The sequence below is a fragment of the Vulcanisaeta sp. genome (assembly GCF_049966235.1).
GTDB classification, from domain to species: domain Archaea; phylum Thermoproteota; class Thermoprotei; order Thermoproteales; family Thermocladiaceae; genus Vulcanisaeta; species Vulcanisaeta moutnovskia.
In genome coordinates this window covers 1-15,571 of the sequence record NZ_JBMFVA010000026.1, presented here as the reverse complement: position 1 = coordinate 15,571, position 15,571 = coordinate 1, and the positions used below count along the sequence as shown (strand labels likewise).

17 protein-coding genes are annotated in these 15,571 nt (G+C 39.3%); 4 read left to right on the top strand and 13 right to left on the bottom strand.

All coding sequences use genetic code 11. The features are described from left to right. The first annotated feature begins 39 nt into the window (after positions 1 to 39). Positions 40 to 261: a PaREP1 family protein gene (locus ACP5L5_RS10615; RefSeq protein WP_428763659.1), complete on the top strand. Its 222-nt coding sequence runs from the start codon at positions 40 to 42 to the stop codon at positions 259 to 261. Between the two features lie 75 nt (positions 262 to 336). On the opposite strand, the gene ACP5L5_RS10610 is transcribed toward ACP5L5_RS10615, so the two are convergent. From ACP5L5_RS10610 to ACP5L5_RS10590, 5 genes are all read right to left on the bottom strand, one after another. Then, complete coding sequence (locus tag ACP5L5_RS10610) at positions 337 to 1,266, bottom strand: ABC transporter permease (protein WP_428763658.1); 930 nt, start codon at positions 1,264 to 1,266, stop codon at positions 337 to 339. Positions 1,267 to 1,275: 9 nt separating this feature from the next. Further along, a complete protein-coding gene (locus ACP5L5_RS10605) occupies positions 1,276 to 2,289 on the bottom strand; it encodes an ABC transporter permease (protein ID WP_013605548.1) in 1,014 nt (337 codons plus the stop codon). Positions 2,290 to 2,344: 55 nt separating this feature from the next. Beyond that, positions 2,345 to 4,375 carry an ABC transporter substrate-binding protein gene (locus ACP5L5_RS10600; RefSeq protein ID WP_428763656.1) on the bottom strand — a complete coding sequence of 677 codons (2,031 nt, stop codon included), beginning with the start codon at positions 4,373 to 4,375 and terminating at the stop codon, positions 2,345 to 2,347. 127 nt (positions 4,376 to 4,502) lie between these two features. After that, a complete protein-coding gene (locus tag ACP5L5_RS10595) occupies positions 4,503 to 5,486 on the bottom strand; it encodes an ABC transporter ATP-binding protein (RefSeq protein ID WP_428763654.1) in 984 nt (327 codons plus the stop codon). Continuing rightward, on the bottom strand, positions 5,476 to 6,450 hold the full coding sequence (locus ACP5L5_RS10590) for an ABC transporter ATP-binding protein (RefSeq protein WP_428763652.1): 975 nt from the start codon (positions 6,448 to 6,450) through the stop codon (positions 5,476 to 5,478). Before ACP5L5_RS10590 ends, ACP5L5_RS10595 begins: the two co-directional genes overlap by 11 nt. Positions 6,451 to 6,512: 62 nt before the next feature. On the opposite strand from ACP5L5_RS10590, the gene ACP5L5_RS10585 reads away from it, so the two are divergent. Continuing rightward, on the top strand, positions 6,513 to 6,935 hold the full coding sequence (locus ACP5L5_RS10585) for a PH domain-containing protein (RefSeq protein ID WP_428763651.1): 423 nt from the start codon (positions 6,513 to 6,515) through the stop codon (positions 6,933 to 6,935). A 32-nt stretch (positions 6,936 to 6,967) separates the two neighbouring features. After that, complete coding sequence (locus ACP5L5_RS10580; protein ID WP_428763649.1) at positions 6,968 to 8,401, top strand: TldD/PmbA family protein; 1,434 nt, start codon at positions 6,968 to 6,970, stop codon at positions 8,399 to 8,401. Here the strand turns inward: ACP5L5_RS10580 and ACP5L5_RS10575 are convergent. Then, entirely contained in the window at positions 8,385 to 9,743 is a 1,359-nt protein-coding gene (locus ACP5L5_RS10575; protein WP_428763647.1) for a metallopeptidase TldD-related protein, read from the bottom strand. The two genes, ACP5L5_RS10580 and ACP5L5_RS10575, sit on opposite strands and share 17 nt — an antisense overlap. 92 nt (positions 9,744 to 9,835) lie before the next feature. Between ACP5L5_RS10575 and ACP5L5_RS10570 the strand changes: the two genes are divergently transcribed. Next, positions 9,836 to 10,069: a hypothetical protein gene (locus tag ACP5L5_RS10570; RefSeq protein ID WP_428763646.1), complete on the top strand. Its 234-nt coding sequence runs from the start codon at positions 9,836 to 9,838 to the stop codon at positions 10,067 to 10,069. 310 nt (positions 10,070 to 10,379) lie between these two features. Here ACP5L5_RS10570 and ACP5L5_RS10565 read toward each other — a convergent pair whose 3' ends face one another. The 7 genes from ACP5L5_RS10565 to ACP5L5_RS10535 all read right to left on the bottom strand — a co-directional run bounded on the left by ACP5L5_RS10565 (position 10,380) and on the right by ACP5L5_RS10535 (position 15,474). Continuing rightward, positions 10,380 to 10,940 carry a class I SAM-dependent methyltransferase gene (locus tag ACP5L5_RS10565; protein ID WP_428763645.1) on the bottom strand — a complete coding sequence of 187 codons (561 nt, stop codon included), beginning with the start codon at positions 10,938 to 10,940 and terminating at the stop codon, positions 10,380 to 10,382. A gap of 65 nt (positions 10,941 to 11,005) precedes the next feature. Further along, a complete protein-coding gene (locus ACP5L5_RS10560; RefSeq protein ID WP_428763643.1) occupies positions 11,006 to 11,434 on the bottom strand; it encodes a hypothetical protein in 429 nt (142 codons plus the stop codon). Between the two features lie 164 nt (positions 11,435 to 11,598). Continuing rightward, positions 11,599 to 12,129, bottom strand: a complete 531-nt coding sequence (locus tag ACP5L5_RS10555) for a hypothetical protein (RefSeq protein ID WP_428763642.1) — start codon at positions 12,127 to 12,129, stop codon at positions 11,599 to 11,601. Continuing rightward, complete coding sequence (locus ACP5L5_RS10550; protein ID WP_428763641.1) at positions 12,122 to 12,922, bottom strand: hypothetical protein; 801 nt, start codon at positions 12,920 to 12,922, stop codon at positions 12,122 to 12,124. The genes ACP5L5_RS10555 and ACP5L5_RS10550 overlap by 8 nt, the downstream gene beginning before the upstream one ends. Before the next feature lies 1 nt (position 12,923). After that, entirely contained in the window at positions 12,924 to 13,676 is a 753-nt protein-coding gene (locus tag ACP5L5_RS10545; RefSeq protein WP_428763640.1) for a hypothetical protein, read from the bottom strand. Between the two features lie 44 nt (positions 13,677 to 13,720). After that, positions 13,721 to 14,359: a hypothetical protein gene (locus ACP5L5_RS10540; protein ID WP_013605535.1), complete on the bottom strand. Its 639-nt coding sequence runs from the start codon at positions 14,357 to 14,359 to the stop codon at positions 13,721 to 13,723. A gap of 107 nt (positions 14,360 to 14,466) precedes the next feature. Continuing rightward, positions 14,467 to 15,474, bottom strand: a complete 1,008-nt coding sequence (locus ACP5L5_RS10535; RefSeq protein WP_428763638.1) for a hypothetical protein — start codon at positions 15,472 to 15,474, stop codon at positions 14,467 to 14,469. Positions 15,475 to 15,571: the final 97 nt, after the last annotated feature.

Here is a 15,571-nt window from a genome sequence, read left to right as displayed (position 1 = left end):
GTTGCCTGAGGCTTAGTTGAGGCGCTTAGGAGGAGAGGTTTGGACATTGATTACGTTATTGACGCCTTGGTGGTGAGCCTTAATATTGATCCTTCTGACGCTGCCAAGGCCCATGCCGAGTTAGCTTTAGTTATGTTTGGTGAGGGCTTGGGCTTTGTTGATAGGGGTGATGTTGTTCAGGCGAGTGAGAAGTTGTATAAGTCTTATACCAATATTTACTTGTCATTAAGAAATCAAATAAATTCGTATCACTCATTTTAATTTAGGCTTATGAATGAGTCCCTAGACCTTGAGACTCGATGAAGGACATCCTTACTAATTTTTGCTTTACATGACTTACGCTGTTATACCACCGCTTGTTATGTACTCTGATATTCCATCACCGAGTAGTGCAAGTCCTATTACTACTATTGTTATTACTACTCCAGGTATTATTGCGTACCACCATGCTGGTGCTGGGAAGTATTGAAATCCCTCTGACACTAATCTACCCCATTCTGGGTATGGTGGTGGTACACCAAAACCGAGGAAGCTTATTATTGAGTATGACAGTATTACGTTTCCCAAGTCTATTGTTGCGTAGGAAATGACCGGTGTTAATACATTTGGAAATATGTGTCTAAATACTATACTTATTGTGCTTGAGCCTGAAAGCCTTGCAGCATCGATGAAGTACTGCGTCTTCACTCTAAGAGTCTCAGCTCTGAAGAGCCTTGCATAGGTTGGCCACCAGACAACCATTAGGGCTATTGCTGCATTTATGGCGCCTCTGCCTATGGCTGCCTCTACAGCAAGTGCAAGGATTATTGCTGGAAATGCCAAAAACATGTCAGTAACTCTCATGCCAGCTTCTTCAACATACTTGCCGAAATATCCAGAAATCATACCTATTAAGCCTCCTATGAGAACTGCTGAACCCACAACAAGGATTGATATTAATGCTTCGGTTGGTGTACCATAGAGTATTTCACTGAATAAGTCCCTACCTAGATTGTCAGTACCGAATAGATGAGTAATAGATGGCGGTTTAAAGGCAGCAACGTATTTAACCGCAAAGGGATTATAGGGTAGTAGTGACCATCCAAGTGCAGGATTATGGAGGACCATACCTAGTAATTGTAGGGCTCCTTCTATTATTGCCCAGCCGTAGAATACTACCGTTATTATAAAGCCAATAAGTGTTGGTGGATTATGGATCATGTAAGTCATAAATAATCTCAGTGCTGAAGGTTTACGTTCTCTTGAGATAATAACTTGAATAGTCATGCTAGGTCACTACTCAAGTTTTATTCTAGGGTCTACAATGGCGTATAGTATATCGGCTATTAAATTTAGTATGACTACACCAATGGCTACTATAAATGTTCCAGCCATTACTAAGGGGTAATCCTGCTGGTAAAGGGCTTGTGTTAGTAGCCATCCCATTCCTGTCCATGAGAATACGTCCTCAATAACAACCGCTCCTGCAAGTAATGAAGCAAATGTTAATGCTAGAATTGTTATTGCCGGTATAAGTGCATTCCTTAGCATGTGTCTAAAAACAATGTCTCTTTCCCTAAGTCCCTTCATTATTGCTGTTCTTATGAAAGGTTTTGAAGCAATGTCGATCATACCATTCCTAATGAGTCTTGATATTATACCAAATGCCACAAGAGCCAGCGCAGTAGCCGGTAAAATTAGATGCCTAAGGCTTGACCAGAAGTATATCCAATCACCCTCAATTAATGCGTCAATCGTGGGCATACCGGTTATTGGTTTTGGTGGAGATAATAATGGATTTGCTAACCCAGTGGCTGGCAAGAGTTTCAATCCATATGCTATTGCTAATTGGAGAAGCATTGCAACAAGGAATGGTGGCATTGACCAAGTTACTAGATAGAATGCCCTAATTGTATAATCCGTTGGTGTATTCCTATGTACAGCAGCTATAGCGCCCGTTAAAATACCTATTATTACTATTACGATCATGGCAAATATCGTAAGTTCAAGAGTCCTTGGGAAGTAAACGTCTATTAACTGTATTATTGGTTGATGGTACATGGGATCCTCACCCCAATTCCCTTGAAGTACAGTTACTAGAAAGTAGTAGAATTGAACATAAACAGGGTCATTCAAGTGATACTCCCTAGTTATTGCCTCAACTATTGAGGGTACAGGATGTGGACCTGCCCACGCAACTGCCGGATTTGGAGTTATTACATGAGTTATTATAAACATTATGAAAATCACACCAAGCACAGTAATGACCATATTTATACTTCTCCTAATTAGAAAAGATGCAAGACCCATTATTACAAAAAATAATAATTAATTTTTAAGTTTAACTCACTTACAGATAAATTGACTATGAACTGCTCGTTGTTGTATATATTGGTGTGTAGTTTATACAAGTACCTGTTCCATTATAGAAGTACATTGTTGGGTAGTAGAATCCAGTTATCAATGGATTAACCAGTACGCCACATATATATTTATACGTAAAACCATAGAATGCCGGTTCGTATAACCATATATATGGCACATCCTTATATACCTGAGCGTAGATTTGTTCCATAAGCCCGACTCTCTGTGTTATATTTGTCGTAAATACTGCCTCTGTGGTTAGAGTATTAACCAGCGAGTTGTTATACCAAGCCTCATTACCGGAAATACCTCCAAAGTCGACGTTAAGTATGAACCAAGCCTCCTGAGCCACAGGATCCCACCAATCTGGGAACCAATCAAGCAGGAAGAAACCTGGATATTGCGGAGATGTTGGCGGATTCTCCATGGCAGAAACCAAGTAACTCACTGGTACGCCCTCAAGTATTACATTGACACCAATGTTACTGAGCATTTGCTGTATCATTTGAACCTCTTGTGTGAATGTTAAGTCAGTGCTTATGTACCATAAATGCACAGTTAATGGCTTACCGTTTGGATTTATCACAGTCCCATTTGGTAATGTAAGCTGGAATCCGGCACTTGCCAATAATTCAATTGCCTTATTTGGATCATAAGGATATGGCGGTAAATTACCTGGGTTGTAGTATGGATTAGGTGGATATGGCGGTATTGGACCTAGGTATGGCGCGCCAAATCCCTTTAATACCGTGTCTATTATTTCTGTGGTATTAATTGCATATGCAAAGGCTTCCCTCACCACAGTTAAGTTGTATGGGTATCTCTGTGTGTCAAATACTAGGAATACATCACCCCCTGACCAAACAGGTCCATACATGACTACGTTTGGTATTGATAAAACCGTTGATAAATATATTGGTGGTGGTGATTCATGTGGACTGGGATCTATCGCTTGTGCAGATCCTGTCTTAAATGCTAATATTTCTTCGTCAAAACTTGTGTAGTACTTAATGACTATATTCTGAATATGGGCTGGCGTAAGCATGAAGTTTGGTGGGTTCTTTGCAGCCCAGTAATTTGGATTAGCCGTTAGTACTATTTCCTCACCAGGTATGTACTGCTTAAGTGTATATGGCCCACTGCAAAGCATGTTTGTGCTTAGATAGGATGTTGTTGAGTCTGGCTGTACGCCACCATTTTGATCAACGAATGTTGGATCAACGATCATCGCCCAGGAACCAGACATTACGCCTAGGTAGTCATAATATGGCGCTAGCAGGTTGAATTGTATTTCATATGGTCCCTTAACCACTGCTGCCTGGTCTGGGTATTCCATTAGTTCCACTATTGATTGATTATGCACATTAAAGTTGCTTAGTACATTGGCTAGGGCGTAGGCACACTCCTCCTCATAACCAGTTAGGTTGGTCTGTGGGTTCGGGAACTGAAGACCAAAGATCTGCTCCATAGCACGACAAACACCCCAGGGAGTAGCATATCCAGTCACACTGGCCGTTGTCCCGTTGTATAGCAAGTCGAGGAAATTGAATGCGCCAAATTGGTTCATGACTATTGACCTATAGATGCTGAACCAAACCGTTGTTGCATTTATTTGATCGCCATTCTGGAAATAAGCTCCCTGCCTTATGTAGAAGGTCCAGTTAAGGTAATTACTGGATATTGTCCAGTTGTAGGCTAAAGATGGTAGGAATGTCGATGGGTCCGTGCCATTAAATATCACTAGTGTTTGATAGCATGAATATAATACCTCCATGTCCTGAGTGTATGCAGCTATTGCTGGGTCTAGGCTATCTGGTGGTGTAGTCTCTGCAACAATCAGTGTATTATTCGATGGCGGCGTTACTGTGGTAGTCGTCGTTGGAGTAACCGTTGTAACATTCGAAGGCGTGACGGGTTTTGAGACCTTGGTGGGTGGTTTATATAACATATAGGCCGCCACACCAATCACTATTATCACTATAATTATTGCAATTGCTACTGTCGCGCTTTTTGATAGACCTTTTCTCATCATATTACTAACTATAATTATTAATTAGTTTTTAAGTTTTCCATGTTCAATTCAATTATAAAATGGTTATTACACTATTATCTATTTCCGTGTGAAAAAATACAATTTATCATATGAACATTATATGGAATTATTTCTTTACATATAACCAACACGAAACCCTAATGCCCTTCTCTGTTTTTATCATAGGTGGTTCCTTTTCTTTGCAAATATCCATTCTGAATGGGCATCTTGGGTAAAATCTGCATCCCTTTGGTGGATTAACGAGGCTACCAACCTCCCCTGTTGGCGGCTTTAAATCTGGCTTGGCTATATCGGGTACTGACTCTATAAGTGCCTGCGTATACGGATGTAGTGGCTCCTTAAGGATTATTCCAGTTTCTCCTATTTCCATGATCTTACCCATATACATAATCATCGAGATATCACTCATATACCTGGCCACAGCTATATTATGAGTTATTAGTAGGTATGTTAGGTTATGGCGCTGTTGCAAATCGAGTAATAGATTAAGTACTTGAGCTTGCGTAGAGGCATCTAGTGCTGAGGTTGGTTCATCAAGGACCACGAACTCCGGATTGGTAATTAAAGCCCTTGCAATGGCAACCCTCTGTCTTTGACCACCTGATAGTTCGCTTGGCCTTCTTGTAGCTAATGATGAGTAATCCAACCCAACTTCATGCATTATCTTAGCCACTGTCTCGTCAAGCTCCTTACCCTTAACGCCCCTATTTCTTAGTGGTTCTCCTACTATGTCCTTAATTCTCATTACTGGGTTAAGGCTTGAATATGGATCTTGAAACACCATTTGCAACCTTGCCCTTACGTTTTGCAAATTCCTACCTCTTACGTTTGTGATATCAATATCGTGAAAGTATATCTTACCTGATGTGGGATGCTCAAGTGTGATTAATAACCTGCCCAGTGTTGTTTTTCCACTTCCAGATTCACCCACAAGTGCCGTTGTTTTCCCCTTCATGATTTCAATATTCACGTCATCCACGGCCCTAACAAAGAGGGGCTTTTCCATTAAGATCTTGTTTATTATACCGTAATTCTTAGCTAAAAACACCTTGGTTAAGTGTTCAGTCCTTATGATCACATCATTGACCATACAAATGACACCTCACGTATACATTACCTACTCTAACAAGGTTTGGAATTACCTTACTACATACATCCTTAGCATTTGGGCATCTTGGGTGAAATCTACATCCTGTTGGTGGATTCATTAGGTTGGGTACGGAACCGCCTATCATTGGTAATTTACCCTCAGCCTTACTTACCCTAGGTATGCTGTTCAGCAATGCCTGTGTATATGGATGCCTTGGTTCATAGATAATATCTTTCATGGTTCCTAGTTCCATTAATTGACCGGCATATAATACCATGATTGAATCACCTATTATTGATGCAACCGCTATATCATGGGTTATAAACAGGATTGAAATACCATAATCCCTCTTCAAATCCTTAAGTAACTTAAGTATTTGTGCTTGTACAGTAACATCAAGTGCCGATGTAGGTTCATCAGCAATATATAACTTGGGCCTCATGAGTAATCCCATAGCTATCATAATCCTCTGTATTTGCCCACCAGATAATTGATGAGGATATCTATCAATTATTAACTCAGGATCAGTCATCCTAACGTCTCTCAGTACTCTCATTATTTCATCAATGGCCTTACGTTCATCAAAACTATTATCCTCTCTCTCATATCTTACCTTTAACGCTTCCAATAATTGATCCTTGATCTTAAATACAGGGTTTAGGCTAGTTGCCGGTTCCTGAAATACCATAAATATGCCTGAGCCTCTTATTTTTCTAATACCGTCATTACTCATGTTCAATAGATCCAAACCATCAAATATTATGGATCCATTAACATATACTGCATTTGGCGGTAATAACCTAGCCACAGCCAATGCCAGTGTTGACTTACCGCTTCCAGACTCACCAACAACTGCCAATGACTCACCCCTATCAATATTAAAGGTCACGTCCTCAAGTGCATGAACAATACCAAGCGGAGTCCTGTAGGCCACACTTAGATTCCTAACTTCAAGAAGTGCCATATTTAATGATTTAATATATGATTTCAATATTTTTAAAGTCTTACTTCATTAACTATGTCTAAATGCCAAATTATGATAATTGCATTAAACCTGAGATAATGAAGACACTTATTAAAGGCACAATAATATTAATGATCTTCTCATTATTCCTCGATATAGTACCATCAAAGATTATAAATTACATAATCTTTGTGATTCTATGGTACGTATTACTCGGCGCGTATATGCTATGGAAAAGAATACATAAGTATTGTATAAATGAGGACCATATAATCATAAGAGGATTAATAGGAGTTAGGTCCATAAATACTACGGAAATAATTGATTGTTTCATATCCCAGGGCATACTCGCCAAACACTTTAACTGCGGTTCAATATACCTGGTCCTACATGACAACAAGGTAATTATCATAAGAGATATTCCACAACCAAATACTTACTATAACATGCTCTGCAGGAACCTAGGTAATAGAAACAGTACGTAATATCTATAAAACCAGGCAAAAGTCTTATGCTAATGAGCCTATCTGAGGATACTATTACCAAGGCCCTTGATCTAGCCCTGAATAGTGGCTCTTCATATGCCGAGGTTAGGTACCAAGTTGATACCGTTAGGTTCATCAATGTTAGGAATGGTGTACTTCAGTCATTGTCTAGTTACTCCTATGGTGGTGTTTCAATTAGGGTCTTGGTTAATGGAATGTGGGGGTTCGCGGCCACAAGCAATACAGATTGGGACTCAGTTAGGGATTCCGTGGGTAGAGCCATGTCCCTGGCTAGGTCTGTGGCTAGGCTCAGGAAGAGGAAGATAACTATTGGCAAAGAAAAACTCGCCAGAGTCACGTATGATGCTAACCAGAGGTTTAAGGTTGAGGACTTAACCAATGAATACCTAATTAAGTACTTAAGTGAGCTTGATTCTCATGCTAGGGCCGATCCTAGGATTAAGGTTAGGAATCTATTCCTCAGCACTACCATTACCGAGAAAGTCCTTGTTACTAGCGATGGAGCTTATGTAAGGAGCAGGATACCTAGAGTTTACTTATTCGGATCATTAATAGCCTATGACCCACAGAGGGGTAGTGCTCAGAGGAATGTTGAGTTCGGTGGATCTGGTGGTTTTGAGGTATTGAGCAATGTTGAGGATGAGGTTGATAGGGAGGTTAGTACCATTAAGGACGTACTTGATGAAGCTAAGTCGCTTCCTAATGACGATGTTATGGATGTAGTATTAAGTCCCGAGCTAACTGGCATAATGGTTCACGAGAGCATAGGCCACCCACTGGAGTTGGACAGGATCATGGGTAGGGAAGGCGCCGAGGCCGGTGAGTCGTACGCCAAGCCGGATTACCTGGGCAGTTACAAGATTGGTAGTGACCTAGTCACGATAATTGATGACCCAACAATATCCAATAGCTATGGCTTCTACCTAGTCGATGAGGAGGGAGTCACTGCTAGGCCGAGGTTCTTAGTTAAGAATGGTGTAATTAATGAATTCCTGATGAATAGGGAGTATGCATCGTACATTGGGTTAACAAGTAATGCCGCAGCAAGGGCTAGTGAGTTTGATAAGGAGCCAATACCTAGGATGGCGAATACGTACCTAGCGCCAGGTAATTGGAAGCCTGAGGAATTAATTAGGGAGACGAGGAGAGGCTTATACATTGCTTCATACACGGAGTGGAATATTGATGATAAACGCTGGTTTGGTAGATATGGTGGATTTGAAGCTTACTATATTGAGAATGGGGATTTGAAGTACATGGTTAGGGAACCATTCATTGAGGTTGACACGAAGACACTATGGAGTAATGTGGATGCCGTTGCTGATGATCTCAGGTTTTACCCAGGAACCTGCGGCAAAGGTAACCCAGAGCAGGGGGTACCAGTCTATTTAGGCGGACCCACATTCAGGGTAACTAATGTTAGGGTTTTTAAGGCTCCGCGCTAGCGCCCTTCGATATATTTAAATCCCTGATTAATACGTACGGTGCAGTGCCGGGTAGTGGTGAATCCCACCAATAAACCTGCCTAGCCTCCCTACTTGAGTCAACGAAGTTCCTAAGTAATGACCTGAAGGAATCCGCAATCCTTAATCCACGTACCCTAGCACTTAACTTATTATTCCTAACAAGGAAGGCTGCGTCCCTGACTACGGTCGAGAATACGCCCTCCTTAACGTTTTGGAACCTCGTGTACCAATTATTAGTAACTACAATGCCATTACCAAGCTCCACCGCTATAGCCTCAACATCATTGGACAATCGCCCTGTGCTTATCGCAACATGCCTTGGCCTAGGCCTTAACCAATTACCAACCGCGTGACCTGTGCTGATTGTGCCGAACTTAACAGCTGTCCTATTATTATGCAATAACCCAGTGAGCACGCCCTTCCTTATAACTTCCACATTCATCGCCTTATTACCCTCGTAATCAAAGGACTCAGACCCAAATGCATTTGGGTCATTCGATAGGTCAGTTATTGATAGTCTCTCACTAGCTATTGAATTGCCAATATCACTCTTAGATATTCCTGTCATTTCAGTTATTACGGAATATGCATTAAACCACATAGCCATCATTACACCGTATAAATGACCCGATACCAACGGACCAAGAACCACATTATACTTACCACTACTTACTCTCTCCTCGGGTAAATCCTTGGCCAGCCTTACTAAGTGACCTGCTTCGACACCCGCAATTCTTGGTTTAAACCCATCCAGAGTATTAGATATAGACACTGACGTGGCAGTTAAATCATCAATAAAGGCCCTAATTGTGAGTGTCACGAAGGATGCACTATCCTCAAGCTCAAGTCCAGCACTATCAACGTAGTAACGCTCCTCAACACCAAATGTCATTGCACCGGCATTCCTCTGTGAACCTTCACCGAGTGATGCTTGAATTGCATCATTTAATCCATCAATTAACTTGTCGGTTTCTCTCTCAATCCTATTATCATACTTACCAATTAGTTGACTTGGCTTTTCGCCGTGGGTTAATGGTACATAGAACTCATCCTCAGGTATGTTACTTAACTCCTTAATTAACTCATAGACCTTATTCTTAATAATATTTATGTCGGCAATTGAGAGTGACGCCGTTAAATACCTCTTTGACTTGGCAATGTATATCGCTGTCTCGTGAGTTACCCAGTTATTTGCTATCGTAGGTTCATTATTAGCAAACCTAATCATTGACCAGCGAATCCTTCTATATATTATTATGGCATCATCAATTAAACTCCTAACATCCCTAATGATGCTGCTTAAATCGTCTAATGAAACCACATGCTATATTAATGAGAGGGTATTTAACGTATTCCTCAACGAGTTGCAACACTTAAATATTGCCATACTAAACTGAATCTTGAGGCAGACCTATGGAGGCTACAACACAATTAAGGAAGAGCATAGGGTGTAAAGCCACAAATAAGGGATTACTTAAGGTTCTTGCAGCGGCCCAATTGGGTCTTGCGTTATTACTTTCCTTATTTACAACGGTTATTGATCCTCCATCATTAATAAATATCGCAATTGCATCATCAGTAATGATTGTTGAAGGCTCGTCAATAGGCATTATATGGTATTACCTAAGGAATGGTTGCTTCACTTAATTTTCCTCCTTAACCTCAATAACTCCATTAGATACGTCATTAATGTCGTGGTTAATTTCACCATATTCATCCTTGGTATATACCTCCTCAGGCATTATCAGGATATCCCTATTATCGATTATGAAATTCTTCAATTCACGGACTAAATCACTAAGGTCCTGTTAACTCCCTAATGCCATGGCCCCTAATCCTGGATCTGAACAGCTCAAAGTAAATGGACTTCACATAGAGTTAAGCATGCTTAGCGTTCTTTTCTTTAATTTACTGACGTATACACCGCTCATTCATTATTAAATCCTCACCTAATTAATTACTTTAGCCTCCTGCCGATTGCAATTATTAATGGGAACGACCTAGTGAACTTAATGTCAAAGTAAGGAGTTAATACACTGGTTAGGCATTTTTCATTGCATGAATGATCCCCTAATGCCCTGACTCTATCGGCATCGGCCTCAACAACTATGAATACTGAGCCGGGTTTCAACGAGTCACGTATATTCCTAATGGATGATGTGTGGTCGCCCCAGTGATGCAATGTGAACATAGCTACAGCTGCATCGAACCTCTCCGGTATGGTTGGTAATGCCCAACTACCTGCGTTAACAAAGTCAGGTCTCCAAAACCTCCTGGCCTGCCTAAGCATTGGTAGGCTTACGTCAACGCCAACTACGTAATAACCATTATTACTTAATATGCTGGCTAACCTACCCGTGCCAGGTCCTACTTCGAGCACTTTTGCAGGTGGTTTCACGTACTTCCTAAGTGTATTTGCCGTTATTCTATAGCCCCATAATAATAACGTATCTAGAAGTCTATATATCCTGGCCATTTTTTCATTAAATTGCTCAAAATACCCATAATTACTTGTCATTACTGCTGTGTATTGTTTAAGGCTAAATTACTAACTCGTGAGAATAATAATTGTGAACAGGCCCCTTATCTGTGTGTAATTATGAAGTATATAGTTATTGTGGCATTATCGCTATAATTAACCACAGGACTTGGTTGTATTAGTATGGATATGTAGTAGTTACCTGGCGTTAGCAGAATTTCCTTTGAATCCGTGTTGGATTCTCCATTATTTATTACATGTAATATTGCCACATATTGGCCATCAGGTCTTTGGATATACAGCCAGGCATTATTAATGCCATTGCCAAGGTAGTAAACATTCACGAGCCTAATTATCTCAGTCTGTGGGATGTTTATCTCTTCGGCGTCATTATAATAAATATATGAGGCGTTGGTTAATTGAATGTGAATATTAAATAAATGGTAATAGTGCTGTTGTTGTGCTGAGGCCATTACGTTAGCTATGGCGAGTATTATTAATGCCAGTATCAATGCCATGAATATTGTTTTCACAATTATTTTACTTTCTATTCCTAGTATTTAAATATTTCTATTACTATTGAAATAATATTTTATAAAATAATAATATAATCGGAATATTTCCAATAATAATTGATATTTATAAATCTAATTTTTAAATTAAAGAGTATAAAATGCGCAAAAGTGATTATGATACGTTAATTGGTAATATTGATATCCTCGTTGAGGTTGTATACAAATTCAACTCCTTTAATCATAACAATGTATGTTCCACTTACTGTTGTCATTCCCGTGAAGTTCATTGGTAATCGTATCTCCTCAATAATGATGTAATTACCAGGATTTAGGTTAAAGATCGTATCATTAGGGTACATCGCTACCAAAGCATTACTTGCATTAAGTATCATTAATGTTAATTGCACTGGTTCCTGCGCATTTATGTTAAGTTCTACTGCTATTGGGCGTGTAATGATTACCCTTGCCAGGGTTATGTTTATGGTTCCCGTATTATTAACGTAAATAATTACTGATTTACTAATTGAAGCACTTATGTAAAGACCTGTTGGTCTATTTATGAAATTACTTATGTACTGAGATTGAGCTTGTTCTATACTAATTGGTGGGTTTGTTACATTGATTGATGTCGTTACGTATTTATAATATACAGCGCTTGCTAGGGCTATTAACGCCATAACCAGTATCATGATTATTAAAAATAGCTTACGCATATTCACCCGCCAATGGTTTGCCTGGTTTACCTTTAATAAGCGCTTTGGAGATGGCCAGTATTATTCCCTGTTCAGTACTTAATTCCGTGATCGATGATCCATCAAAGTAAATGAAACCTTTATCTGTAAATGATAAGTATTCCTTAACACCTTCAGGTCTTCCCGTATTACTTGCCGTAATTGCCATATCCCCAATAATCAATGCATTATTAATTATTGAATACTGAATACCAATCCTATCCAGAGCTTTCCTAATTGCATTGATGGGGCCTTCAGACCTCACCATTAGCAATGTCTCCTCAATGATTGTCATCCTCCTCACAGTAATCCACCTAGCCCTAGTTACTGCATTTACTGAAGTTACTATGATTAAGAATACCAATATGTATAATGGTATTCCAAAGTACGTGGTATATGGTATTCTAATGTACATGTAACCGGTCTCCGTACTAAGCACCGAATAACCACCGTAGAATAAGTACCTACTCTGGAAGATGAATACTGTGATTATTAACATAATGGCTAGTGATAACGTGAATAGAGATAGGTAGAGGGAATACCTGCTATTTCTCCAGGCAATTGGTATTAATGCTGAAGTAATCACATAGATAAGTGCTGCAATTGAATTTGGTAGGATTAGGAAGTACTTATGGCCTAGGAAGATTATGGAGAAGCCGAGTGGTGTTAATTCCTGGGTATATATATTGGACCTTAAGCACCAAAGCGGTGCTAAGAACCAAGAGATTACGAATATCAATGCAATAATCAATTGAATGATAACTTCTAGCCTCACACTAACCACCAGTTATGAATACCCTATATAACGTTAACTGCGACGTCATATTAATGGTTGGGTAAACATAGGTAACACTAATCGGTAAGTATAGGGTATAGGTATGACCGTTCACTAATGAGCAGGAGAAAACCCTGGCATTCGGAATAGTGCCTAGGTTAATCGTAATGACTGTATTGTTAATGCCAGGGGTTATGTATGTTGATAATGGAATGTTACCAATTACATAAAATACATATGATGATTGAGTATCATCTACTAGGGTAATGTTTGATATTTCATTTATCATAATTGGTACTGGCGTTGAGTATGAAATCAATATATTGAGTATGCAATCACTATACTCCACATTACTTATCCAGGTATTAATCCTCACGCTTATTGGTGCAACCAGGAAGAAGCCTATGTACATTGGGTCGCCATAAAACGTTCCACTAACCAAGCCCTTAATTCCTATGGTACTTAGGTTAACATATTGAGGTAATAACGGGTACTTTGCTTCAAGAGTTAGAGGCCCAATGGTACTTAATTGTGCTGATTGTCCTGTTTCAAGGATACTTGCGTATCCTCCCGTGATTGTTATATTACCTGTTGCATTAATTATAACTAGCTTAACGATTAGACCTTCACCCGATACTGTTGTATTCTCAACATCTACATACGGTGTGATCATGGTTGCCGGGTGTATACTTGATGTGAATTTAACCGCGCCATAGGTTATTATGAGAGCTATTAATGTTAGGATTATGGACAATAAAATAAAGGTTTTGAAGGGGGTCATTTTAATCAACCAAATTACTAACCGCTAATTGGTGGTAATGGAACTGTCGCATTACTCATAATATTGTAACCAAAGTATAGTGTCACTGTTTCAGATTCGCCAGTACTTAACGACGCTATTGGTTGAGCTATTACTGATATGAGATAAGGCCCTGTATTCAATGCGCAGGCATTAGTTGTTCCTTGTATTGGTTCTGCATTTGCTATTATCGTGAAACTACAGACGGACTGCCCAGTATATGCATTTTGAATAACTATTGTTAACTGCTCAATTATTGGTGTGCCACTAATTGTAACATTAGTTATGTATATCCAGCCTGGCGTATTAGCAAGTAATCCAAGTGCATGGTAGAAGTAGGTATATGATGCGTTAGTAAGTTGTATCTTGGCGGTGAATCCCTGGGATGTCGCTGTGAAATTCGCGTAATTGCCTGCATAGCTATTTAATGGTACGGTGCATGTGGTGCCCGTTGGCGTCGTATACGTGAAGTTCTTACCGCTATAGAAGGTTAGTGGCGCTTGAGATACTGAGGCCGTTATTACACCCTTATAGTAATAGATCACATCAGCTAGTGCAACAACACTGATCAACATTAGAGCTATCGCTGCTATTAGTAGGTATTTTCTTGTTTTTCCATTTATTTTAAATGTTCTCATACAATTAATATGTTAAGTTTTTCTTTTTAAACTTTTCTTATAAATTAGGTATTTATTTTTAGTAATATTTATTCTTCATTGTTTTAGAAAATGAACATAATCAAGAACTAACCTGCAACTGGAGGTAATGGTATTGATTCATTATTAACAACATTACATGCTAAATAAAAATCTATTGATTCACTTTGTCCAATATATAGCGGAATTATTGGTTGAACAAACACAGAGATATAGTACGTACCTGGTTGTAATGTGCATCCAGTTGTTGGTGGTATAATTACGTAATGAGATCCTGGTGAGCAGGCATACTCATACTCCTCATTTAGCTGATTAAAGTAGTTCTGTAAATTAGTAACTTCTGTTATGTTAGTACTTGATATGGCATTATTAGTCATTGTAATGACTTCATCTGACGTTAATGGGTAATTCATTGTGGCGGAATTCTCAAGTGCAGTAACCGCCTGAAATAGCAATAGCTCAACCTTACCACAATAACTACTTGGTTTATATGGACCTTCACTTGGGAAGTATAGCGACTGGAGCAGTGTGTAGTTGCTTAGTTCAGTGCAGTATTGGTTTAATGCAGTGAATACTGAGCCAAGGGTTTCATTTGGTGGGTATTGTGAGGACCATGGTGGTATTGAGGCATGGTTTTTCCAATAGCCTGCTGTACATGATTGATAGGTTTGTAATGGTGTAGGCATTGCCTTGTAAATTACTGGCAGTATGCAGTATGTTTGGTTTTGTGGTGTTGTTATGTATAGCCACAGGTTATTTATTAATTCATTACTTACTGTTACGTTAGTTACGTAGAGCCAGCACCAGGAGTACACGTTCATCCCAAGCACTTGGTAGTAATAGGCATATGAGGCGTTGGTTAATTGTATTGTTAATGAGAACCCTGTTGGCGTTATACTTGTTGCTATGTAGGGTGGTACGTAACCATTGGGGCCTGGGAAAAAGGTTAGTGGTGCCTGGGATACCGTAGCAGTTATCACACCTTTATAATAATAAACTACGTCAGCTAGCACTAATACGCTTATGGCTAATGCCATGAACATTAGTATCAGCGCTATTCTACTGTATTTTGCGTTTCTGATTTTCTCTGTGAACATTATATATCAATTATTTGTTTTCTCTTTTTAATTTTTCTCTTCATTCTAGTCCTTAAAAATATGGGAATATCTTGGCAATAATATTTAAAGTGGCGCT

Excerpts from the sequence above, each read along its gene's own strand:
- ACP5L5_RS10610 (WP_428763658.1), bottom strand. The coding sequence starts at position 1,266 with ATGACTATTCAAGTTATTATCTCAAGAGAACGTAAACCTTCAGCACTG.
- ACP5L5_RS10605 (WP_013605548.1), bottom strand. The coding sequence starts at position 2,289 with ATGGGTCTTGCATCTTTTCTAATTAGGAGAAGTATAAATATGGTCATT.
- ACP5L5_RS10600 (WP_428763656.1), bottom strand. The coding sequence starts at position 4,375 with ATGATGAGAAAAGGTCTATCAAAAAGCGCGACAGTAGCAATTGCAATA.
- ACP5L5_RS10595 (WP_428763654.1), bottom strand. The coding sequence starts at position 5,486 with ATGGTCAATGATGTGATCATAAGGACTGAACACTTAACCAAGGTGTTT.
- ACP5L5_RS10590 (WP_428763652.1), bottom strand. The coding sequence starts at position 6,450 with ATGGCACTTCTTGAAGTTAGGAATCTAAGTGTGGCCTACAGGACTCCG.
- ACP5L5_RS10585 (WP_428763651.1), top strand. The coding sequence starts at position 6,513 with ATGCCAAATTATGATAATTGCATTAAACCTGAGATAATGAAGACACTT.
- ACP5L5_RS10580 (WP_428763649.1), top strand. The coding sequence starts at position 6,968 with ATGAGCCTATCTGAGGATACTATTACCAAGGCCCTTGATCTAGCCCTG.
- ACP5L5_RS10570 (WP_428763646.1), top strand. The coding sequence starts at position 9,836 with ATGGAGGCTACAACACAATTAAGGAAGAGCATAGGGTGTAAAGCCACA.
- ACP5L5_RS10565 (WP_428763645.1), bottom strand. The coding sequence starts at position 10,940 with ATGACAAGTAATTATGGGTATTTTGAGCAATTTAATGAAAAAATGGCC.
- ACP5L5_RS10555 (WP_428763642.1), bottom strand. The coding sequence starts at position 12,129 with ATGCGTAAGCTATTTTTAATAATCATGATACTGGTTATGGCGTTAATA.
- ACP5L5_RS10540 (WP_013605535.1), bottom strand. The coding sequence starts at position 14,359 with ATGAGAACATTTAAAATAAATGGAAAAACAAGAAAATACCTACTAATA.
- ACP5L5_RS10535 (WP_428763638.1), bottom strand. The coding sequence starts at position 15,474 with ATGTTCACAGAGAAAATCAGAAACGCAAAATACAGTAGAATAGCGCTG.